Below are 21,992 nucleotides of genomic sequence, written 5' to 3'. Positions count from 1 at the left end.
TGAAGACAAAATCACTAAAAAAGCATCATTTTATTTTTTAAAAATTCAACCTTTGCTGAAACGGCTCTGATTAAGGCTGTCATGCAAAGGTCTCAACCTGATTTATTTCTCATATTTATTCACTATTCATGTCATTTCAACGCGTATTAGAGTTTGCGGGTCTCTCAGATACGGGACTGGTACGAGCACATAACGAAGACGCCATAGAGATATGTGCCGAGGCGGATTTTGCGGTATTAGCCGATGGCATGGGCGGATACAATGCCGGTGAAATCGCAAGCAAAATGACGGTAGACAGTATTACGCAGCAGCTACTACTCAAAAAAACATCTACTTTTTCTTCTTTATTTGCGCGCCAGACATCGGTCGCCGCCAAGTGGATTAAAGAAGCAATCGAGATGAGCAACTTTCGTGTCTGGGATGCTGCACAGAATAATCCCGAATTTATTGGCATGGGTACCACCGTTGTCGTTGCGTTTTGTCATCACGATAAACTTCTGGTCGCGCATGTCGGTGATTCGCGTGTGTATCAATACCGGTCAAACCATTTGCTGCAAATCACGCACGATCACTCAGTATTACAGGCACAAATTGACGCCGGTTTGATCAGCGAAGAGCAAGCGCAATATTCACCTATTAAGAACCTGATTACCAGAGCAGTAGGAGCGCAAGGTGAGGTAGAAGTTGAAATTCATGAGCACGACATACTACAGGGTGATATTTACCTCTTGTGCTCAGATGGCTTGACCGACATGCTCAACCATGATGAAATCCAAGACATATTGAGACTTCATGTTGATAACCTAAAGCTATGTTGTCAATTATTGATAGATGGTGCCAACGACAAAGGTGGCCGCGACAATATTTCAGTAGTTCTCCTCAAAGTCAGCAAGTTAGAACGTCGGTCGGTCACACGGCAACTTTTTTTTAAATAGCTCGATTTACAGCTTCGTTTTTTATAGAGAGCATCATGGCGAAAATTGTCGTCACTTTTAACGGCTTAGTCCAACAAGAAATTTCCATCCTAAAGTCGCGTCTGACAATAGGCCGACGGCCAAGCAATGACGTCGTGATTGATCATCTGACGGTGAGTGGTCAGCACGTTGCAATTGACACTACAAGTAATGGTTCTTTTGTACTGGATTTAGGCAGTACCAATGGCACCATGGTAAATGGGCAACCTGTTAAGAAGCATCTTTTGCAAAATGACGATGTGATTGACATCGGCAAATATAAAGTTCGATTTGAGATAGAGCCAAATACGCCAATTGCGCTATCAGCTTTATTGCAACCAAGGCCACTGCAGAAATTACAGATTGTTAAAATAAAAATACTAAATGGTGCAAATCAAGGTAAAGAAATGATTTTAACCAAGCCAGTGACAACGATCGGCAGTCCTGGTGTGCAAGTAATCGCTATTGCTATGCAAGATCAATCTTTTTACGTTTCGGCAGTTGAGGGCAGTTCAAAGGCAAAAATAAATAACCAGGATATCGAAGGTAAGCCTGTACCTTTGCAAAGCGGCGATGAGATTAATCTCTCGGGAACCAGAATGACATTTTTTGTTGAGTAGTTTGTTAGTTGAGGTCAGTAAAAGTGACAAATTTTGTTTATTTCATGTCGAGAATTGTCAGTTTGATGTTTTAAAAGACTTATTGAAAAGCCCTGGCCTCGAATTTGATTGCTGGCACAGCTATTGCTAAATTATCGGTGTAGTATCAAACACTTTATTGATGTATTTAGGAGAAAAAAATGAAATCCAAGCAAATGATGAAGACAGTACAAAACGGTTTTACACTTATCGAATTGATGATTGTTATCGCGATTATTGGTATTTTGGCAGCGATCGCATTGCCTGCGTACCAAGACTATACTGTTCGCGGTAAAGTAACTGAATTGGTGATTGCAGCAACTTCGCCAAAAGCGTTGATCAGCGAAGCATTTCAGACTGATGGTCTTGTTGGTGCACAAGCCGCAGCAACTACATTTGATAATAAAGCGGTTGCTGAAACCAAGACAAAGTTTGTTGCTAGTGTAGTAGTCGATGCAACTACGGCGCAAATCACTGTTACTTCAGCTGGTGCTTCAGCCGGATTGCCAGCCGACGCTCAAGGTAAGACAATTGTTTTCTCGCCTAATGTTCAAAAAGCGGCACTTGCTGCTTTATCTGGGGCGATTGATTGGGCGTGTGGTTCAGTAACTGGTACAACTGCCGGAACTCGTGGTTTAGGTAGTGTGGGTTTGGGTACTATGCCAGCAAAGTATGTACCTGCTGAGTGCCGTTAATATCGCTATATTAGGATGAGCTTACTGCTCGTTCCACACAAAAAAGCCCGCTGTTGTGGGCTTTTTTATTATTTTTTTGAGGAAAAAATGTCTCGTGTGAAAGTAAATAACCGACTTCAAGCCTTTGTCGCACATTTGCTCATTTCATTGTGCTTTGGTTTGCTCAGTGCAACCTTAGTGTTCTTTGTTTGGTATCCCGGTTTATTGTCCTACGCAACCGGTGTGACTCAGATTTTCGTCTTGTTGTTGTCAGTTGATGTCGTGCTGGGTCCCATCATTACCTTGGTGGTATTTGATCTCAAAAAAACAGAGTTAAAACGGGATTTATGTATTGTCGCTTTAATACAAATTTCAGCGTTGTTGTATGGTATTCATACAACCTACATCGCCAGACCTGTTTATATTGCTTTTAACATTAACCGTTTTGATTTGACCTATGCCAACGAAGTAAAGCCAGAAAATCTACGTAAGGCCAGCAATCCTGACTATCAACATCTCCCTATGTTCGGGCCAAAGATTATATCTGTACCTTTACCAGTTGATGCTAAATTACGACAGGATATTATTTTTGGTGCCATGACTGGATCCGGTGAAGACGTACAATATTTGCCAGAGTATTACGCACCGTATGAGCAACAAAAATCCGATATCATCAAATTGATCAAGCCTTTAGATAAATTAAAAAACTACAACAAAGGTAGTGAGGCTGAGTTCAACGCTTTGATCGAAAAATATAAAAGTATTAAGATCGATGTTGGTTATCTTCCATTGAAAGGTCGTGTTCACGATCTCAGCGTTATTTTAAATAAATCGACTGCGGAGATTTTGGAGATCAATAAATTGAAGCCCTTTCCCTAGTATTGAGAAGCTAGTTTTCCTACATTAATCCTTATAAATGACGATTAGATTATATTTTTATTTGGCATAAATATTGCTGAGTAATGTAAAAACTAAAGGGAAATTAAAATGAACTCAATACGATATTCTATAAAAATCTCAAAAGGCTTTACCTTAATTGAGTTGATGATCGTTATTGCTATTATTGGAATTTTAGCCGCCATTGCTTTGCCAGCTTACCAAGATTACACGGTGCGTTCTAAGATTACCGAGCTTGTCATGGCAGCAACATCGCCCAAGGCCTTGGTTAATGAGTCTTTTCAAGCAGATAATCTCGCTGGAGTAGTCGCCGTTGCTAATCGATACAATACGGATAATGTCGCAGAACACACTTCGAAATATGTTAGTAATATTAAAATTAATAATGTTAATGGGTCAATTGAGCTAACAAGTGCGACGTCCTCATCATCTGGCTTGCCGGCTGATGCATTTGGCAAAACAATTGTACTTACCCCTAATGTAAAAAATGCCTTACTCGTGCAAGGCGCTGTTGGTGCAATAGACTGGGCTTGTGGCTCAGCGACTATCGTCACCGCTGGGAATCGTGGATTGACAGCGATTGCAGGCACTTTGCCAGCTAAATATGCACCTGCAGAGTGTAGGTAGGTTAATTTAGTGTCGAGAGGGGTGCTCCAATAGATGCAAGATTAGTCAACGCTATGTCCATTTACTTTATTCTTACAACAAGCTAAATAATCCACATAACACTACGGTAAATGTATCTAAAAAAAACTCCTCTTTCTCTTCTGCTTTTTGGTTTTTGTATTTTTGCCTCATTTATTCATCCTCTCCATATTCATCCTTACAGAACCTTTTATCATGATTTTTTAAGTGTATTGGGCTTGCTGATTCTCTTCGGTATGGTGATTATTATCGATCAGCTCAAGCCAGTGTTCCCACGTATCTTAGTGTTGTTAGCAATACCTTTTACGCTGATCTTATTGCAAGCAACATTGAATGACGGGCAATTGGTCCCTGATTTGTTATTACCGCTGATTTATTTTTTGTTGTTCGCAGTTTCTCTCGTGGCTGGTGCCACTTTGGCACATACAAGAGGACGAACAGAATCTGTTTGTTTGTCTTTGGCAGTCGCACATTTGCTCGCCGGTTTGTTATCCGTTGTCATGCAATTGATTCAGATTGATGCGATTGATGCCAGCCCTCTGGTTATGTACATCGGTCGCAACGCCCAGCCATTCATGCGTCCTTATGCGAATGTTGCGCAGCCAAATCAGCTAGCACTATTACTCTGCTTTTCGCTGGCATCTGTGTGGTATCTATATCAGCAACGTCTTCTGAATCGATGGGCGTCTGGTTTGTTGGTGGTTGTATTGTTGGGTGGTCTTGCTCTTACGCAGTCGAGGATCGCTTGGATGATCGTCCCTGCATTTGCTTTGATTTGCGCTTTTAAAACTCACGATGAACAGCCTGTGAGTAAGTGGTTTTTAGCGGTGATGGTTTTGGGCTATGTTGCCTTTGTGTTGAGTTTGCCTCTATTGGGACATTTCCTGGGATTTGCTAGCGGCTCGGTTGCGGAGCATATTGGTGGCCGTTCTGAGCGCATGGTGTTGATGCAGCAGGCTTGGCATATGGCGACTCAGCATCCCTGGCTGGGTGTTGGCTGGTTTGGTTTTGGTCCTGAGCAAGTCAGGATTGCGGCAGATTTTGGATCGACTACTTATGCAGAGCACTCACATAATTTGATTTTAAATTTGGCCGCCGAATTAGGTTTCCCTGCAACGATATTGATATGTTCAGGCTTGGCCTGGTGGGCTATTCAATGCTTTTTTATCAAAGCGGTGACGGTACCGATCCGTTTTGCGGGTTTATTTTTTGTCGCCGTGTTTGTGCATAGCATGGTGGAATTTCCGCTTTGGTATGCCTTTGTGCTGATACCGATTGGCATATTGATGGGTATGGTGCATCAGCTGCGCTGGCCCTCTGAGGGCGTATTGCTCGGGCGCCCTGCTAAAAGTGTGATTGCGGTCATCCTTGGCGGTGCTTTTTTATTCATGGCATTGATTACCTGGGATTATCAGCGGGTTACTACAGGTTTTCGGGTTTTGCGTTGGCAGCAATCTGGGTATGTAGTGGATATCAGTCCTAGTGAGCGGCCCGCGTTTACTTTATTCCCGCAGTTTTTTGATTATTTCAAATTGACTAAAATGGTCGCGCGCGAGGGTATGTCGGATACCGACATTGCATTCGCGGAGCGCATGAGCCATCGTTTTGGATACGTGCATGTATTGAGCAAAATGGCAGAAATTTATACCTTAAACGGTAAGCCAGAGCAGGCGGCACGTACGATGCAAACCTTGCAGCGACTACATCCCATTTCTTATCCTGAATACTACGATTATTGGAAAGCCCAAGCAGCTTTAGATGCTCGTTATGAGGTGGTTTTTAAGACGATGCCGGCTCGGGATGCGCAATAGTTAGATGCTAATTTACTGACTTGAAGTTTTGTTTTCAGTAAGCGTAATATTAAATACTCATGGGTAGTATTTAATATTGTCCAGAAATTGTCTGGACAATAGGGCGGTTTTACAGAAAGTGGTGGGGAGTATGTTAAATATGAGGCTAGTTTTTTGCTTCAGTGAGTGTTGAGGCGAGGCTCATACGCATCTCATGCATTCTCAAATCAGACGGTGTCATTCCGGCAGGTTTTAAGCCAGAATCTAGTGACGTTGATCGCTTTACATATTAAACATAAAGGTAGTGGGTGCGGTGTCAGCGGGTTGTCAATGCGGCGTCAAAATGACGACGCTGGATTCCGGCTAAGACCATGCCGGAATGACCCAAGAAATCAACAGCTTGTTATCGAATAAGAGTTTCAAAAAAACGTCCCAAAACCCCGCCCCAAATCTCCGCCCCAAATCCCATCTGTCCCTATACGTGACTAAGAATTTTTCACTTCGCTATTGATTGCTGATAGCAGTCTGCTAGTCGCTGGTAATCATAAAAATAGCTGCCTTTGGCGACCCGGGCTTTGTCGCAAGATGGTTTGAAACCAGTCTCCTTCTCGTTGTACAGCATCCGGACTAATACTCTTCCAACATCATTTTTGTACAGATCCCATTGAATATTCGCGGCCATCGGCGCGACCTGTTCACCACGCCATAAATTATTGGAATAATCGTAAGCAAGATTTTTTGGCTGTGGTGTCGCCATGCCTGGCACACCGAGTAAGGATGCCAGCGGGATAATGGTTTCGGCATGGGCAAACCTTAGTTTGGCTGCGTGGGCATAGTTCCCTGCCGCGATGAGCTTGGCTTCATCGAAGAAGTCATCGAGTAGTGTTTGCGCCATCCGCCAAGTGACACCGTTCGCTTCGGCAAAGCCTGGACCTTTACTGTAGAAGGTAAGTGCATCTTGTACAGAGGCAAAGATTGCGGCTTGCCCGGCGGGCATGTATTGCGAGAAGTTGGTGTGCGCTTCATCCGGCATATCGGCCGATGCGGCATACAGGTCATACAAAGCCAGCGCGGCATCCAGTGCCGAGGCGATTACTTCATTGCCATCGCCTTTGAGCGTGCTGACAAATTTGCCATCAGCACTGGTATATGTGACCGTGCCCTCGTTGCTCGCGCGATAGCGGTTCTGGTTCAGCCCCGCAATAAAGGCGGGTGTGAATAAGCGTTGCAGCACCGTCTGTGCGGCGACGGCCAGACGCGGTTGCGCCAATACGCTGGCTTCTGCTTTACTTAACTCATTACTATCCAGATAGGTCTGATAAGACTGACTTGCTTGAAAGGTCGGAAATAGAGGATCGGCTGGATCGCTGACCTGATCCTGTTTTTGACTCAGTTTATGAAAGTAAAGTAAGTAGCGGTCTGTACCTGCTGGCCGGCTGCGATGATCCAGTTCTGCACGCGGTGCAAGAGAAGCCGGATAGGTCAGGCTGGAGGCGAGGCACGCTTGTTGCGCGATTAAAGACTGCGTAAAGAAATAACCACTATCCACCGCGCGGTCTTTGCCGGACGTGACCACGACAATTTGGCGTGGCGCTTTGCCTTGTGTCGCACAATCCAGGCTCTGGAACAGCGTTGGCAGGCGCTGGCGCAAACGTTGCGCTAGTTGCGTGTGTTCTGCGATACCCAACTGGGTTTCATTACCGTAGCCTGGCTTGCTGATGCCGGCAACGCCATATCCCAGCAAGGCGTTGGCTTGCATCATGCGCTGAATATCTGGCCCCAGTTCTGCTCCCAGTCGCGTTAGCGCTTGCTCCTTTTCAGCTAACTTCCATAGGTTATATAAGGCGAGGTCGACCTTCATCCCGGTCAAACCTCTTGAGCCATGCCTTGCCAGCATTTGTGTATAAACTGGCTGATAGCCTTGCGGCGCGGCCTCGTAACTAGAGATGGCTTGCTGCGGTTGGTAGGGCGTTTTGGTGCCGTAATACGCTTGCTGCGCGCTCGCCGTGTTGAGGGCAAGCGCGGATAACAGGATTACTTTAGTACAGTTACTGATCATATTATTGGCTTAAAAGTCTACGCGGGCACTCAGGCTGACTGTCCGTGGTGCGCCGACATTCAGATAGTTCTCCTGATAGTAAGTCCAGTATTTGCGATTGGCAATATTGGATACATTCGCACGTAAGCTAAGAAATTGTTTACCAATCCGTGTGCGGTAATTTAAACCTGCATCGAACAGCTCATAGGCTGGCAAGGTATTAACATTAGCCGCGTCCATCGGCAGCTCACCCAAATACTGGGTTCCTGCATGCAGCGCCAGACCGGGCAGCACCTCTGGACGCCATGTCATCTGCAATGATGCCTGACGGCGTGGGGCTCCTACAGCGAGCTTACCACTATAGCCAGGTGCCGCATTTTGCAGAGTCGCGTCCAGCAGCATGATGCCGCCCTCTATCGATAGATTTTTGGCCGCTTGCACCACAGAATTAAATTCCAGACCTTGATAGCGGTTCTGCCCGTCCGTCACAAAAATATTTCCGGCATTTGAGTACTGCGCGTTGCGATCAATGCGAAACAGAGACGCGCTGGCATTCCATGCCTTTTGCTCGGTTTTGATGCCGATTTCGGTCTGCTTACTTTGCAATGGCGAAAAGATTTGATTGGCGTTGATTGCTGATGTTGGTGCGCTAGCTGCTTGCTCTAGCGCTTCAACATAGCTAGCGTAGATGGTGGTATTGGCCATTGGCTTATACATGACCGCGATTGTTGGCGTACTTTTACTTACTGGATAGTAGGCAGTAAAGATACCCTTAGTATTACACGAGGTGTCAGTAAATCGTGTATAGCGCAGACCCGCCAGTACTGACCAGTCGTCGCTGAACTTGATGGTGTCGCTGGCGAAGCTTGCTTCTTGCCGGGTATGCTCATCTTCGTACTTGCCGCCACTGTAGTTGACACTGGCCACGTTAAGGATGGTTGGGGAATACAAATTGCCGACGCCCAGATAGGTTTTTGGAGTGACTGCCGATGATGTCGATACCAGATTTTGCGACATGATTCCGGCGACTATATCGTGTTGCAGGAAGCCCGTATCAAACTTGCCGTTGATGCTGGCTTGCACCTGATCAAAATGATAGCCATGTAATTCTGAGGTGACCCGGTCTCTGTAATTACCGCTGTTGCTAGTGATGTAGTACTGATCTTTTTTGTAGATACGGGTAGAGTCCGACAGACGGTAAGAGGCGTTGGCAGTCCAGTTTGGCGCCAGACGATAATCCAGAGCAGTTGTCGAAATTAAGTAATCGACATCGCTCGCCGCACCAACACTATTTAAGCGACTTCCACCATCTATCGGTGAGGGTATAGCAAATAATGGTGAAATGACCACATCAGTGCCGCCAACAGTCCGGCGACGCTGGTAAATCGTGTCATATGACAAGGTCAGATCATTGGTCAGGCGCCAGTCCACATTCGCGCTACCTGCAGTGCGATTGATAGAGCCGCTTTCTGCAGCCACGCCGCCATCCTCGTGTAATAAGTTGAAGCGATAGCCGAATTCGTTGTTCACACCAGCGCGACCGCCGATATCAAACTGTTCCTTGATTGCACCACCTTGCTGGTAACCCAGGGTTGCACTAAAGCTGTGCTCGGTAGTCGGACGCTTGCTGACATAATTAATAATCCCGCCAGGCGAGCCGAAGCCATACATAAAGCCGGATAAACCCTTCAGCGCCTCGACGCTTTCAAACATCTCCAGCGGCATTTCGGTACCGCGATTGATGTTGGCCAAGCCGTCGATTTTGTAGCCGTTCAGGTCATCTAGCCGCAAGCCGCGCATTTGTATGGTTGCCGGATGTGTGCTGATAGGCGGGCTGATCGCGGTGACTGACGCATCATATTTAAACACTTCAGAAATACTGGTTGCCAGGCGATCTTCGATTTCATCACTGCTGACGGCTTTGGTCGAGAAGGGGGTGTCCAGTTCCGAACGGCGTCCCAATGCACCGCTGCTGACGCTGTCGCTCAATTTTTTCTTTTCAACAGTCGCCTTGATTACCACTTGAACTGCTGTGCCGTTGTCGCTGTTGTTGCTATTGTCAGTATTCTCAGCTGCGATAGCCATAGTCGTTTGTAGCGAGGCGGCGCAGAAACCGATATGTGCCAATGCCAGATAGATACGCGTATTGCACAGATTTTTGATAGAAACAGGATGAGAAGTCATAGGTGTCAGTAAAGTCAATAAAGTGGTTATCACGCCGTTGGCTAATACCGATGATGAATTCAGTTTGGCAAGCGCTTGTTTTGGAACGTGCAATATAGTCAAAACACATGACAGGGGTATGAATTGATGCCGTGGCTGCAAAGATATGCTTAGGTCAGGACATGAGTTTGGAGGATGCTTGGATATCAGGACTGAGGAAGCGTTTTCGGCAAGTGATATTGCTGCCGTCACTTGCGGATGGTCTGTGGATCGTTTGTAGATCGCTTGTGGCTGAGTGCAGACTCTTGGCCGGGACAGGCGATTTAGCCTGTCCGTTTTAACTGGTTGATTAGACTTCCTTATTTTTTAATCAATAAGGATATTTAAATACTCATAGGTAGTATTTATAATTGTCCATATATAATCTGGACAATAAGCCAATTTTATGAAAAATGATGGGGAGTATATTGAAATTGGCTCACATTTCAGCGACTATTTACTGGTTTTAAAGGAAAAATTGGTACTTGATCTCCGCACTTAGTTTGCTTGTTATCTCTCGCCAATTCAATCTCAAACTACCCGGTTACCAGCTTGATCTTTTGATCAGGCAGCGCCATCTACCAGACTTACCCAGTCACCAGATTTGCCACCGTGTTTTTCTAATACGCGGATGTCGCTCATCACCATGCCGCGGTCCACTGCTTTGCACATATCGTAAATCGTCAGTAAGCCGATTTGCACTGCGGTAAGCGCTTCCATCTCTACCCCAGTTTTACCCAGAGTTTCTACTTGCGCATTGCAATGGATGCTGGACTGATCAGTGTCAATGCTAAAATCCACGGCGACTCTGGTGAGCGCCAACGGGTGACATAGCGGAATCAGATCAGCGGTGCGTTTAGCTGCCATGATGGCGGCGATGCGTGCGATGCCGAGAACATCTCCCTTTTTTGCTGTGCCCTCAGCAATGATGGCAAGTGTCCCTGGTTTCATGCGGATAGTGCCGCTGGCAATGGCGATGCGATGGGTGTCCTTTTTTTCTGCGACATCGACCATATGTGCTTGGCCAGTCGCATCAAAATGAGTTAATGAAGGAGTTAATGCGGGAGCTAAGGACGGCGTCAGGCCGTCGTTGTTGTTTGAAGTCATGAATTTAGTATTAGCAATGAGTATTAGAGATTAATCTCGCCGTCGAAAATAGACTTTCTTTGAAACAGTTTAAGAACTAATTGATTAGCAAAGTATCATAGCATCGTGAAACTAAAACGCCCATCATTCCGACCTAAAACCTTATACGCCGCCATCTTGGCCGCCGTCTGTTTGTTTTCGGTATCCAGCTCATCAAATACCAGTTTTGCGCAAAATTTGCCCACTTTAGGAGATACCGAAAGGGAAGATTTATCCCCTTCGCTAGAGCGTAAATTGGGCGAGCAAATTATGCAAAGTGTGCGCCGTGATCCGGATTATATGGATGATGGACCGGTAGCAGAGTACCTCAATAAGCTAGGTAATCTGATGTTAGAAACTCGTCCTGATGCACGTGGCGAGACGATGTTTGATTTTCAGTTTTTTGTCGTACGCGATCCGGTTCTGAACGCGTTTGCTTTACCGGGTGGTTTTATCGGATTCCATTCCGGCTTAATTTTAGCCTCGCAAACAGAATCAGAATTAGCTTCTGTTATGGGACATGAAATTGGCCACGTAGCACAGCGACATATTGCCAGGATGATAGGCAGCCAGCGGTTGGATTACTTAATCCCTCTGGCATCGGTTATTTTGGCGGCATTGGCCGCCAAGTCCAGTCCCGATGCGGCAATGGCGCTAGTGGTTGGCGGGCAGGGGGTTGCACTCCAGCGTCAATTGACCTTTAGCCGTGAGGCCGAGCGTGAGGCCGACCGTATTGGATTTCAGATCTTACGTGATGCTGGCTTTGATACCGCTGGCATGGTCTCTTTCTTTGGACGTTTGCAAGTCGCAACGCGCAATTACAACGACAATGCCCCTCCTTTTTTACGTAGCCATCCACTCACCAGCGAGCGCATGGCGGATATCCAGTCACGCATGGTCGATCAGCGTTATAAACAGCATTTAGACAGCTTAGAATTTTTGCTCACCAAAGCCAGAGTCAGAGTGCTGCAAAACGATACGACTCAAGGTTATATTGATGCGGCTACTTTTTTTGATACCCAATTAAAAGCCGATCAAAAAGATGAAAAACTAGCCGCACAATATGGACTCGCTTTTATCGCCTACAAACAAAAAGAGTTTTCTAAAGCCGCCAGCTTATTGGCTAGCTTGATCAAACAGATAGAGCAATCCCCAACGCAAAAAACGGCACTCAATAAAACCAGTATGTTTGTCAGCTTGGATATCGATATTAAAATCGCCAACAAGCAAGCCGACGCCGCAGTCAAGGCAGCTGAGGCAGCAATGCAGCAATTCCCGTTATCGCGTGGTTTGGCCTATCAGTATGTTGATGCATTGCTGGCTGCGGACAAAGAAGAAGATGCAGCACGTTTTTTACGCGATCAGGCGCAGCTATATCGACAAGATATTAAGGTGCAAAATTTGTTGGGCAAAGTCTATGCAGAGCAAGGCAAACAGGCGCTGCAACATATTGCGCTGGCAGAAGGCTATGCTTTAGAGGGAAGCTTAGCGCCAGCCTTACAGCAGCTAGACATCGCCCGTCGCTCACCCGATGCGCAATATTACGAACAGTCGGTAATCGATGCCCGCGAACGTGAGTGGCAAGAGAAGCATAAGCAAGAATTAAAAGATGAGAAGAAAAGATAGAGTAAGCATCGTGACTGCACTGAGTGAAACCAAAGTACGTGCTTATCTAAAACGCTTAGCGTGTCCTTGCCCCATAGACGGCAAATTACCTGAGGTGACCAAAGAGTTATTCGACGCCTTACATCTGGCACATTTACAGACCATTCCATTTGAAAATCTTGATATAGCGCTAGGTAAAACAATTTCATTAGAAGCGGAGGATGTTTTTCAAAAGCTAGTATCGGATAGCCGAGGTGGTTTTTGTTATGAGCTGAACTACGCTTTTTCTCTCTTATTAAGCGCGCTGGGTTTTAAGTGCACTTTATTGTCAGCGAGAGTATTCAACGGTAAGCAATACGGACCAGAGTTTGATCATTTATTGTTAATGGTTGAGTACGATAGTCAGCATTGGGTGGCTGATGTCGGTTTTGGCGATTGTTTCAGGAGGCCGCTCTTACTTCATAGTGTTGATGCCTGTAGCCAGAATCCGCAGCTAAAAAATAGAGACAGGAGCTATGAGGGCTACAAGATTTTTTCAGATACTGATGGCAAATTTACGCTAAAGAAAAAAGTACCAGATCAGGATTGGGTGCCTGAATATCAATTTGAAATAATAGAACGCACGATTACAGATTTTTTAGCAATGTGTGAGTATCAGCAAACTTCTGAGTGTTCTCACTTTACCCAAAAATCAGTCTGTTCAATTGCGACCGCGACAGGGCGAAAATCTCTCTCAGGTGACAAGTTGATTGTTACTGAGATGAATCAGAAACAGACGTTTCCGGTTGCAGATAAAGATGAATATAAAGCTTTGTTAACATCTATTTTTCAAATAGTGTTGCCATCGGATGAGAGCATAGCAACACTATTCAACACATCAAATCGACTGAGCTAAATCCTCAGGTGCAAACTTTTTTGAGTCGACACAAATTTTATTAAGCTCTGACATCCTTCAATTTTTCTACCCGGCGTTGCAATACAAAAATCGGTTGTGCCCACTCGGTGTCTTTTTTCTTTTTGCTGGTGATCAGCGTTAATTCTGATGGGTCGTAGACGTCGGTGTTGTGTGTCAACGGGGTGGTCATCAGATACTGTGCATCGGTGTTTTTCAGAAACTCACCGACTAACTGAATATTGCGGATGTCCAGATGGGCAAATGGTTCATCAATGAAGACAAAGCCGCCGGAACCATCTTCTGATTTCAGCAAACCGATTAGCAGGATCAGCGATTTCATCACTTGCTGACCACCAGACGCTTCGCCGTCATTCATACCGATCGGGCCTTTGCCGTCGAACTTAAATCTTACATGCAGGCCAGCTTGAGATAACTGGATGTCGTCATTCTCCAATTTGACCGGATCGGTATGGACTTCGATCCCTGCGAGTTCGCCTAACTGTTTGATGTTCTTGCTATAAGTCTTAATCGTAAACCGCAACCTATCCATGTAGGCGGCACGGGCATTAACGGTGGCTTCTGAGGCGCGGTTATTCTGGTAGCGACGCTCATCAGTTTCTGCCTGGCGACCTTGCAGCAATGCGTTGAGCCGGACAAACTGATCCACTACTGTGGAGTCGATCTCCCAGTCTGCACGCGCCAGATTATTGCCCAGACTACGCAAGCGTAATTCAATCTGGTGGACATTTTCATGCTCTGCGACTAGCTGTTGTCTGTGCTTAGCGCGCTTCCAGTTGAGGGGCAATTGATGCCAAGTCTGGCGCATGCTGGTGAGCGTTTCAAAATGTCCTTTACGTTCATCTGCCAAGCGTTTTTCTGCACTCCGTAATTGAGATTCTGCGTCGGCAATCGCGGCTTTAGCTTGTTCCCATTTCAGATGGGCGACGGTACGTTGTTCGGTCGCTGATTTAAGCAAAGGCGAAATCTCACCAAGGCGGCTACCGACTTCTATTCTTTGCTGTCTGAGAGGTTGTATGTGATGGCTAGCCTCTTCAAATTCAGCGTGACGGGCGCTCAGTTCTTTTGCTGCATCGACACCGGCCAGGCGCGCTTTAAAGGCGCTGATTTCACCAGCAAGTTTGCTGATAGTAACCGTGAGCTGATCTTCTTGCGATTGCAGACGTGGTAAAGAGCGTTGCAATGCCTCCAGCCTTTGTGTGCGACCGGCGCTACCAAAACGGTAGCGTGAGGCTTCAACAAAGAGCGAGCGACCACCGCGACGTTCGCCATGATAGGCATCGGGTGTGATCCATTCTTGCAGTTTAGATTGTGATTTATTAAAACTGAGGCCGGCCTCAACAGAGTCGACCATTTCAATACGTTGCAATTGCTCGATCAACCAGGCAGGGGCAGCGGCGGTGAAGTTGACTACCGATAGCAGACTTTTATCTTTGACCACCGATGCGTGGATACGCTCTGGCACGATGAAGTGACCATAACGTTGCTTCTCACCGACGCGATAGGCTGCGCTGGCATCACTGGCTTTATCCAGCAAAATGACCGAGGTGTAACCGCGCAAGACACCTTCGACCGCGCCTTGCCATTTGGGATCAGTCACTTCGACGATCTCCGGCAGCATACTGTGTGAAATGCCTGCATCGTTCAAAGCACGGCGCATATTGCGTACGTTCTCAGGATCGGGCAGGGTAGCTTTTCCTTGCAAGGCCGCGATGGTTTCCAGCTCGGCTGCGATGCGGTTGGACAGCGTGTCGCGCTCTTGTTTATTGCGTGATAGTTCGGCTTCTTTTTTCTCCAAATCGTCAGCAACGTTAGCGACGTCGGCATCTGCCTCTGCCGCAAGTTTTTGCAAGCGCGCTTTTTGTTCAAGCAGACTTTCTTGCGGCTTTAGCTTAGTGTTGATGTGTTGTAGTTTTTCGCGTAGCTGTGACTCTTCTGCTTCTAATGCCGCCTCGTGTTGCTGCGCTTCGCTGCGACTTTGTGCTTGCATTGCCAGGTTGCCACGGCGCTCGGACAAACCGTCTTCTTGCGTTTTTAATAGACGTTTTCCGTTACGCAGACTTTGACTGGTAGCAGACGCTTGTTGCAAGGCCTCGTGATATTGCAGCGTTGGCAAAATCTCTTCCTGCAAATCACGCTTTTCTTTATTCAGACTCTCCCACTGGTGATAATTGGCGACGCGCAGACGCAGACCTTCCAGATTGGTTTTTGCGCCTTCGAGTTCGGTCTCAAAGCGCTGTAATTCTGTTTCAGTATCTCGCTGATGGCGCTTGGCGTCGTCGTAGGCGTCCAGTACTTCTTTGTCACCAAATACCTGAAACACCAGATCGAGCAATTGACGTGGTGCGTACTCACAGAGCTTATCTGTCTCGCCTTGTTCCAGCGCGAGAACTTTGCCCATGGCGGTCGATAAGCCCGCATGGGACAGGCGTTTCCTGTAGCTTTCTACGCCCAGCCAATCATTGGCCTCCTGAATATCTTCGATCTCGACTTTGCCGCTGCGCATCAGGTATTGACGCTTCCAGTCGCCGCCATTTTTTTGGATCTGGCAAAACAGCGTGACCTCATCCTCGTACAGGCCAGACATGCGGAAAGGACGATTAGAAATCTGCGGTCCTACCGCGCTGTTATCCACTACCGCGCGTATCCAGGCAGTTTGCTGGCCAGAGTGACGGGCGTAATGTTTGTACGAGCGCCCCATTGAACATTCGAGCCCGAACAGGGTGCGCAATGCATCCAGTAGTGTGGTTTTGCCAGAGCCATTTTGTCCTGCAATCGTGATGATTTTGGCGTCGAGCGGGATATTCTTAATACGTTGCCAGTAGTCCCAATGGACCAGTTCTAGTGATTTGATATGGAACATGTGGCTTATTCTTCTACGGAGGTATTGTTATCGATGACCGGTTCGTCAAGGTCTATGCCATTAGCTGCACTGATTGGCGCCATTGGTTCAATCAGCGCAGGTGTGCGTACTGGAATTTTGAAGATGTCCGACAGTGCACCATTGATGATGCGGTCTTTTAAAGTGTCGGTATCCATCATCAGATCGAGCAAAGGTCCTTCGACGATCAGGTCGGCTTTCCGCTCCACAAAACCATAACGTACAAGCTGGCCGAGATTCATATCCATACGGGTTTTTTTACCGAGCTTCTCGCCAAAGTCGGCCAGTAGTGCACGGTAAGAAATACCGATTGAGGTATCTTCTGCGCGTGGCATGGGCTTATCTTTTCCGAACATATCGTTTTGATTTTCTTCGGCGAGTTGGTGTGCTTCTTGCCGTTCACGCTTAGGCAAAATAATCAGCGACCATAAGACAACTAGCAGCGCAACACCATCACGTGCCAGGCTAAAATTATTGTTCTGCCAGGTTTCTCTGGTGCCGAATACTTTGGATTCGCTATCACGGGTGAGTGCCAGCGTAACGTGATCGGCGTAGACGTTGTCGATAAACTTCATACCGCAGGCTTTTAACCGGGCATCAACATCGGCGCGAAATAATTCGTCTGAGAGGGCGCGCTTGACGAGCTTGTCTTCACGGCGCAGGGTTTGATGCGCGAGCAGGCGGGCGATCAGGAATTGTGCATCTTCGGTCATTCTTGCGTACTCGATTGGGTTGGAACTGGGATTGAAACTGGAGTCGATGCTGGAGTGGCCACGACTACTTTGGCGGATTGATTTACCGGACTTAATACCGTCAGGCTAGCGACTGACATTGCAGAAATATACGGATCAGATACCCGCTGCATTTTGTCTTTGGAATTAAATTCTAGTGGTAGTCGCGCCAGGGCTGCGGTTGCGCCTTGCAATGCAGATTCGTTCACATCACCTAGCAGCGGTAATAGCGATGCACGATACGAGGCGATGGCAAAACTCGACGGCAGTAATAAATCCTGTAGCGGCACCGGTTTAGCAGCTTGCTGGTGTTCGGTATTGCTTAGTTGGCTTAAGCGGTCTAAACGATCCAGCCAATGATCAAGTTCCAGCAGCGCATCGCTGGCTTCATTGGCGATCTCTGGCGCATTCTCGCCAGTGGGCAAAATGTTAGCAACCGCGGACAGGCGATTGGTCAGCAATTCGCTCTCTGCTACGTCGATCATTTCCGATGGCGTAATAAACAGCGGCGTCATCGGGTATGCCAGGGCATCATCCGCCAGCGAGGCCAGATCAGGGTATTGCAACAACCAGGTTTTAATATCGGTAGTGGACAGACCAGATTGTCCAAGGTGCACGCGCTGACGTTCGATCTGATTCAGCGCACGTGAAAACATGCCTTGCATATTCAGCAGCGCACTCTGGGCACGCCCGATCGCTTGCGCCGCTCTGTGCGTTGCCGAGTCGGCCCGGCTGTCATTGGTGATCGCATGAATGATCTGCGATCCTTTTTCTACCCAATCGCATGCGGTATGCCATTTTTGCTGCGCGGTACGGAGCTGGAATTCTGAGCCTGATGCAATCGCATCAGAAAATTCTTCCGTCAGTTCGATCAGGCGACCCAGCAGATGATGCAACTGCTCAACCGACACGCCACCGACCGCTTGTGCGCCCGCAACTTGGGTCAGCATATAGCTCATCTCGGCTTCGTCACCTTGTTGCTCAGCCTGATTCTCAGCTTGTAATAATGACGATAAGGCCGCCAGCACATTACGGGCGGTTGGCGTGATTCTATACACCGACTGAGCTGCATCCCAGGCCAACAGGCCATGAGAGCGCAAACGCGTGAGGATGGTTTCTAAGCGGTCAGGGTCAATATAGCCCAGCTTGGCATTGATATCGGCACGCGACAGCGACGGCGTATCGACATCGGCGGCGAGTTCACGCAAGACCAGCAAACGCAACATGACATTGTTAAAGCCGCCATGGAATAACGCGGTAAAAGCCTGTAGCAGCGGCTGTGCACGTCGCAAAGGGAAAATAGGGGATACGTCATCGGGGCTGATGCCCGGCCGAAAAAACGACTGAAGCGCGTCGTCATCTTCGCTAACCTGTTCAGTTGCTTTATTTGTATCGTGGGTAAAATTTTGCATGCCGCATTTTACCTTCTCGCGTGACAATTTAGTATTGTTAAGAAGTTATGTATTGAATAGTATCGTTATCCGAAAGAGCCTGGCTCTTTGCCGGGATTCGAGAATTTTATGGAAATATCATGGATATATACTGGTTAGTAGTATATTTTATTGTCCAGGTATTAATTGGAGAATAAGTGGTATTTGACTACATACTCCCAAGAAAAGTAGTTTTTACTTGAATTTTAAAAAACCTTTAATCATCGCAGATCAAATTTTCTCACCATCAGCCACTTGCTTATCAGCCCAATCGGGCAATATAGATTGCAGCTTAGTGCCGTAAAAAACGCATTGTTCCACCGGAAAATCCGGCTTGAATGCGACGTGCAATGAAATGTAAGAAAATAGCCCGTCGTCCGACCAATCATCAATATCGCATGCTCATTGCAAATTCATCGCAAACCGACTGCAAACTCGACATCAAAAAGGAAAAATTATGACTTTATATTCATCGCCGGCAACCAGCGTCGCTACTTTGGGTGGCGGCTGTTTTTGGTGTACCGAGGCCGTATTCCAGCAAATCCGCGGCGTGTTAAAGGTGGAATCTGGCTATAGCGGCGGCGCCAATCCCAATCCGACTTATGAGCAAATTTGTACCGGACGCACTGGCCATGCAGAAGTTGTCAGGTTGAGTTTTGATCCTGCGGTCATCAGTTATCGTGAGTTGCTGGAGATTTTTTTCACGATTCATGATCCGACGACGTTAAACCGTCAGGGTAATGATGCAGGTACCCAATATCGCTCAGTGATTTACTTCCATGACGATGAGCAAAAAGTCATTGCACAGGACGTTATTAAAGGGATGAAAGCCGTTTGGGACGATCCTATCGTCACTGAGTTGACTGCCGCGCCGACGTTTTATCTGGCGGAAGCTTATCACCAGAATTACTTTAAGCAGCACCCCGAGCAAGGCTATTGCTCGTTTGTGGTAGCGCCTAAAGTGGCGAAGGCGCGCAAGCTTTTTTCCGGCAAGCTTATTGGTTAAGTTTTTTGAATGAGTTTTTTGAATAAGTTTATTGAATAAGCTCGACAAACCCTAGTATTCACACTTCACTATTACCGGTAGTGTCCTTAGCCTCATGTTCTGCATGAGGTTTTTTTTCGCCACAGAGTCGGTGTGCGTTCGGATGCTAGCGGGATTTTTTATTTTTCTTTTGCTCATGCTGCTCGATATAGTCTTTTCTGACCAGAGACTTAAATTGTTTTGGCAGCCAAGGTCGTGCAGCCAGCATAAAACTGATGCGATGCTTTTCTTCAAAGGGCAATTTGGCATCTTCCTGATGCTGCTCTGAGAATTCACGGGCGACTTGTTTCAAGCGATTGAGCAGCGCAGCGACCGATTGTTTGGAGAGCATCACGTTTACAAGGCGCATGATTTCATGCTCGCCATCAAAATTTGATTCCAGATATTCCGCATAAGCTTGATCGCGGAAATTACTTTGGATAGGGCCATTCGGTATCCAGCGGAAAGTACGTGCAACCAGTAACTTGACTCGGTTATTTGGCAGCAATTCTAAAAACCCAATTTTATCCAGACGCAACAAATGTTTTACAACTTCAATTTCTGAAATGTCATAGATGCGTGTCATTTGCTCTACCGTCAGCAAATTCAGCGCCGATACCGCGACGATAAATTTTTTTGGATCGCTGATGATTTCTTTTTCCTGATCGAAAGTCAGTTCCGAGATTAAGGGTTCTTCATTCGATGCCAGCGCCAGATCGCGCAGGCTGATCTCGGTCGCTTGCAGGATTTCATCCAACCGTTGCAGCGTAAAGTTCTTTTGGGCAAACATTCGCTTGACGCTGGCCTCCGACATATCAATCCGGGCTGCCAGATCGGCGTAAGTGATACTTCTGGCCTTAAGTTCGCGTTTTAAGGAGTCAATTAAAAGGCTGGCTTTGAGCATGGTGTTTTGTGAAATGTAAAAGAGTATTAAAAAATGATACACCAAGCGACCCCAGCCGCAACTCTTTGTTTATGTATTGATCACTTACTTTGTTGACTTGATAATCCATTCCGTCGCTTAGATAGCGATCATTTCGTAAGAAACAGAGTCAGTCAGTATCTGTAGCGAGTGTAGAGAACTCAAGGGGAAACAACATGGGATTAGAAACGATCATTTTGGGCGGCGGCTGCTTTTGGTGTACCGAAGCCGTATTTCAGCAAATTCGTGGGATTAAGAATGTTGAGCCTGGTTATGCTGGCGGGCATGTTGACTTCCCGACATATGAAGATATTTGTGAAGGCGATACCGGACATGCCGAAGTAGTACGACTGACTTTTGATACTAAGATCGTTAGCTACGATGCACTGCTAGAAATATTTTTTGCTACCCATGACCCTACCACCCTGAACCGCCAAGGCAGCGATGTTGGTTCGCAATACCGCTCGGTCATTTATTGTGAGTCAGCACAACAAATGAAGACAGCGCTTGCCGCAGTAAAAAAAGCAGAGGCTAACTGGGATGCACCCATTCTTACCGAAGTCGCCATCGCCCCCGCTTTTTATCCCGCTGAAGAGTATCACCAGAATTATTTTAAATTAAATAAACACCAGCGCTATTGCACCATGGTCGTCGCGCCGAAAGTTGATACAGCACGTAAGTTTTTCACAGGTAAATTAGCTGCCTGCGTTGCTTAATTTAACCTAAGCTAACTTCAGCTAGCTGACGAGCGGTTTCATCGTTGGCTTTTAGGCTGGTGTCAAATTGGACTCAGCGAACACTCAAGGTTGCAGACGGCTGATCGCCCATGTTCCATCGGCATGTTTGGTGTACACAATCCGATCATGCAGACGTGAGCTGCGACCTTGCCAGAATTCTAGCCGCTCCGGCTGCAAGCGATAACCACCCCAATGCTCGGGGCGCGCCGGATGTTCGCCAGCTTGCTCTACTACTTCTGCCATGCGGGTTTCTAACAGCTTACGGCTGTCTACTTCTGCGCTTTGTTGTGACGCAATCGCGCCGTGGCGACTTCCCAAAGGGCGGCTATGAAAATAGCGATCACTTTCTTCCGCTGACATCTTTTCTACTCTACCCTCTATTCTGACCTGTCGTTCTAGGACGACCCAATGGAAGAGTAAAGCTGCATAAGGATTCACATCCAGATCATGTCCTTTCTTGCTCGCATAATTGGTAAACCAGCAAAAGCCACGTTGATCAAACTCTTTAATCAAAACAACACGGGAGGAAGGACGACCCTGCGCATTGACGGTTGCCAGACTCATCGCGTTCGGTTCTGTCACATCGGCTTTTAATGCCTGATCAAACCAGACCGAAAATTGCTGAACCGGGTCGCTGGCGACTTCTGATTTGGACAAACTGGCGTGCTGATAATCTTTACGTAAATGAGCGATAGACATGTTGGTTCCTTGAATAATATGGATGCTAAGCAGAACATCATCGGTAAAAAATTATCCTCTATTTAGCGCCAAGTCGCTTGCGCTGTAT

General features: G+C 46.9%; 18 protein-coding genes. 10 read left to right on the top strand and 8 right to left on the bottom strand.

Translation table 11 applies throughout. From position 1 onward, the window contains the following. Nucleotides 1-128: 128 nt before the first annotated feature. The 6 genes from AAKU64_RS16165 to AAKU64_RS16140 all read left to right on the top strand — a co-directional run bounded on the left by AAKU64_RS16165 (nucleotide 129) and on the right by AAKU64_RS16140 (nucleotide 5,618). The gene (locus AAKU64_RS16165) at nucleotides 129-935 is read left to right on the top strand and encodes a Stp1/IreP family PP2C-type Ser/Thr phosphatase (RefSeq protein WP_354362448.1); all 807 of its coding nucleotides are present in this window, start codon (nucleotides 129-131) and stop codon (nucleotides 933-935) included. A gap of 35 nt (nucleotides 936-970) precedes the next feature. Continuing rightward, nucleotides 971-1,573 (top strand): FHA domain-containing protein, encoded by a 603-nt coding sequence (locus AAKU64_RS16160; RefSeq protein WP_354362447.1) that lies wholly within the window; start codon nucleotides 971-973, stop codon nucleotides 1,571-1,573. 179 nt (nucleotides 1,574-1,752) lie between these two features. Beyond that, on the top strand, nucleotides 1,753-2,286 hold the full coding sequence (locus AAKU64_RS16155; protein WP_354362446.1) for a pilin: 534 nt from the start codon (nucleotides 1,753-1,755) through the stop codon (nucleotides 2,284-2,286). A gap of 87 nt (nucleotides 2,287-2,373) precedes the next feature. After that, complete coding sequence (gene tfpZ / locus AAKU64_RS16150) at nucleotides 2,374-3,144, top strand: TfpX/TfpZ family type IV pilin accessory protein (protein WP_354362445.1); 771 nt, start codon at nucleotides 2,374-2,376, stop codon at nucleotides 3,142-3,144. 129 nt (nucleotides 3,145-3,273) lie between these two features. Beyond that, nucleotides 3,274-3,789 carry a pilin gene (locus tag AAKU64_RS16145; RefSeq protein ID WP_503012709.1) on the top strand — a complete coding sequence of 172 codons (516 nt, stop codon included), beginning with the start codon at nucleotides 3,274-3,276 and terminating at the stop codon, nucleotides 3,787-3,789. Nucleotides 3,790-4,025: 236 nt separating this feature from the next. Continuing rightward, entirely contained in the window at nucleotides 4,026-5,618 is a 1,593-nt protein-coding gene (locus tag AAKU64_RS16140) for a PglL family O-oligosaccharyltransferase (protein WP_354362443.1), read from the top strand. Between the two features lie 475 nt (nucleotides 5,619-6,093). Here AAKU64_RS16140 and AAKU64_RS16135 read toward each other — a convergent pair whose 3' ends face one another. The 3 genes from AAKU64_RS16135 to moaC all read right to left on the bottom strand — a co-directional run bounded on the left by AAKU64_RS16135 (nucleotide 6,094) and on the right by moaC (nucleotide 10,944). Beyond that, nucleotides 6,094-7,656: a histidine-type phosphatase gene (locus AAKU64_RS16135; protein WP_354362442.1), complete on the bottom strand. Its 1,563-nt coding sequence runs from the start codon at nucleotides 7,654-7,656 to the stop codon at nucleotides 6,094-6,096. A 9-nt stretch (nucleotides 7,657-7,665) separates the two neighbouring features. Further along, a complete protein-coding gene (locus AAKU64_RS16130; protein ID WP_354362441.1) occupies nucleotides 7,666-9,819 on the bottom strand; it encodes a TonB-dependent siderophore receptor in 2,154 nt (717 codons plus the stop codon). Nucleotides 9,820-10,401: 582 nt separating this feature from the next. Then, the gene (moaC, locus tag AAKU64_RS16125) at nucleotides 10,402-10,944 is read right to left on the bottom strand and encodes a cyclic pyranopterin monophosphate synthase MoaC (RefSeq protein ID WP_354362440.1); all 543 of its coding nucleotides are present in this window, start codon (nucleotides 10,942-10,944) and stop codon (nucleotides 10,402-10,404) included. 105 nt (nucleotides 10,945-11,049) lie between these two features. On the opposite strand from moaC, the gene AAKU64_RS16120 reads away from it, so the two are divergent. Together AAKU64_RS16120 and AAKU64_RS16115 are read left to right on the top strand one after the other, a co-directional pair. Then, nucleotides 11,050-12,588: a M48 family metallopeptidase gene (locus AAKU64_RS16120; RefSeq protein ID WP_354362439.1), complete on the top strand. Its 1,539-nt coding sequence runs from the start codon at nucleotides 11,050-11,052 to the stop codon at nucleotides 12,586-12,588. A gap of 10 nt (nucleotides 12,589-12,598) precedes the next feature. Beyond that, nucleotides 12,599-13,462 carry an arylamine N-acetyltransferase family protein gene (locus AAKU64_RS16115; protein ID WP_354362438.1) on the top strand — a complete coding sequence of 288 codons (864 nt, stop codon included), beginning with the start codon at nucleotides 12,599-12,601 and terminating at the stop codon, nucleotides 13,460-13,462. A gap of 40 nt (nucleotides 13,463-13,502) precedes the next feature. On the opposite strand, the gene AAKU64_RS16110 is transcribed toward AAKU64_RS16115, so the two are convergent. From AAKU64_RS16110 to AAKU64_RS16100, 3 genes are read right to left on the bottom strand one after another with little or no spacing between them, the layout of a single operon-like run. After that, entirely contained in the window at nucleotides 13,503-16,343 is a 2,841-nt protein-coding gene (locus AAKU64_RS16110) for an ATP-binding protein (RefSeq protein WP_354362437.1), read from the bottom strand. A gap of 5 nt (nucleotides 16,344-16,348) precedes the next feature. Then, a complete protein-coding gene (locus tag AAKU64_RS16105; protein WP_354362436.1) occupies nucleotides 16,349-17,074 on the bottom strand; it encodes a hypothetical protein in 726 nt (241 codons plus the stop codon). Next, nucleotides 17,071-18,504: a hypothetical protein gene (locus AAKU64_RS16100; protein ID WP_354362435.1), complete on the bottom strand. Its 1,434-nt coding sequence runs from the start codon at nucleotides 18,502-18,504 to the stop codon at nucleotides 17,071-17,073. The genes AAKU64_RS16105 and AAKU64_RS16100 overlap by 4 nt, the downstream gene beginning before the upstream one ends. 475 nt (nucleotides 18,505-18,979) lie before the next feature. Between AAKU64_RS16100 and msrA (AAKU64_RS16095) the strand changes: the two genes are divergently transcribed. After that, complete coding sequence (gene msrA, locus AAKU64_RS16095; protein WP_354362434.1) at nucleotides 18,980-19,528, top strand: peptide-methionine (S)-S-oxide reductase MsrA; 549 nt, start codon at nucleotides 18,980-18,982, stop codon at nucleotides 19,526-19,528. 145 nt (nucleotides 19,529-19,673) lie between these two features. On the opposite strand, the gene AAKU64_RS16090 is transcribed toward msrA (AAKU64_RS16095), so the two are convergent. Then, nucleotides 19,674-20,450 carry a helix-turn-helix domain-containing protein gene (locus AAKU64_RS16090; protein WP_354362433.1) on the bottom strand — a complete coding sequence of 259 codons (777 nt, stop codon included), beginning with the start codon at nucleotides 20,448-20,450 and terminating at the stop codon, nucleotides 19,674-19,676. A 194-nt stretch (nucleotides 20,451-20,644) separates the two neighbouring features. On the opposite strand from AAKU64_RS16090, the gene msrA (AAKU64_RS16085) reads away from it, so the two are divergent. Beyond that, the gene (msrA, locus tag AAKU64_RS16085) at nucleotides 20,645-21,184 is read left to right on the top strand and encodes a peptide-methionine (S)-S-oxide reductase MsrA (RefSeq protein ID WP_354331911.1); all 540 of its coding nucleotides are present in this window, start codon (nucleotides 20,645-20,647) and stop codon (nucleotides 21,182-21,184) included. 84 nt (nucleotides 21,185-21,268) lie between these two features. On the opposite strand, the gene pdxH is transcribed toward msrA (AAKU64_RS16085), so the two are convergent. Then, on the bottom strand, nucleotides 21,269-21,904 hold the full coding sequence (pdxH, locus tag AAKU64_RS16080) for a pyridoxamine 5'-phosphate oxidase (RefSeq protein WP_354362432.1): 636 nt from the start codon (nucleotides 21,902-21,904) through the stop codon (nucleotides 21,269-21,271). Between the last annotated feature and the right edge of the window lie 88 nt (nucleotides 21,905-21,992).

Source organism: Undibacterium sp. GrIS 1.8 (assembly GCF_040544445.1).
Taxonomy (GTDB): Bacteria; Pseudomonadota; Gammaproteobacteria; order Burkholderiales; family Burkholderiaceae_D; genus Undibacterium.
Note: the sequence above shows the minus strand (reverse complement) of the source record. Positions and strands in the feature narration are given on the sequence as shown.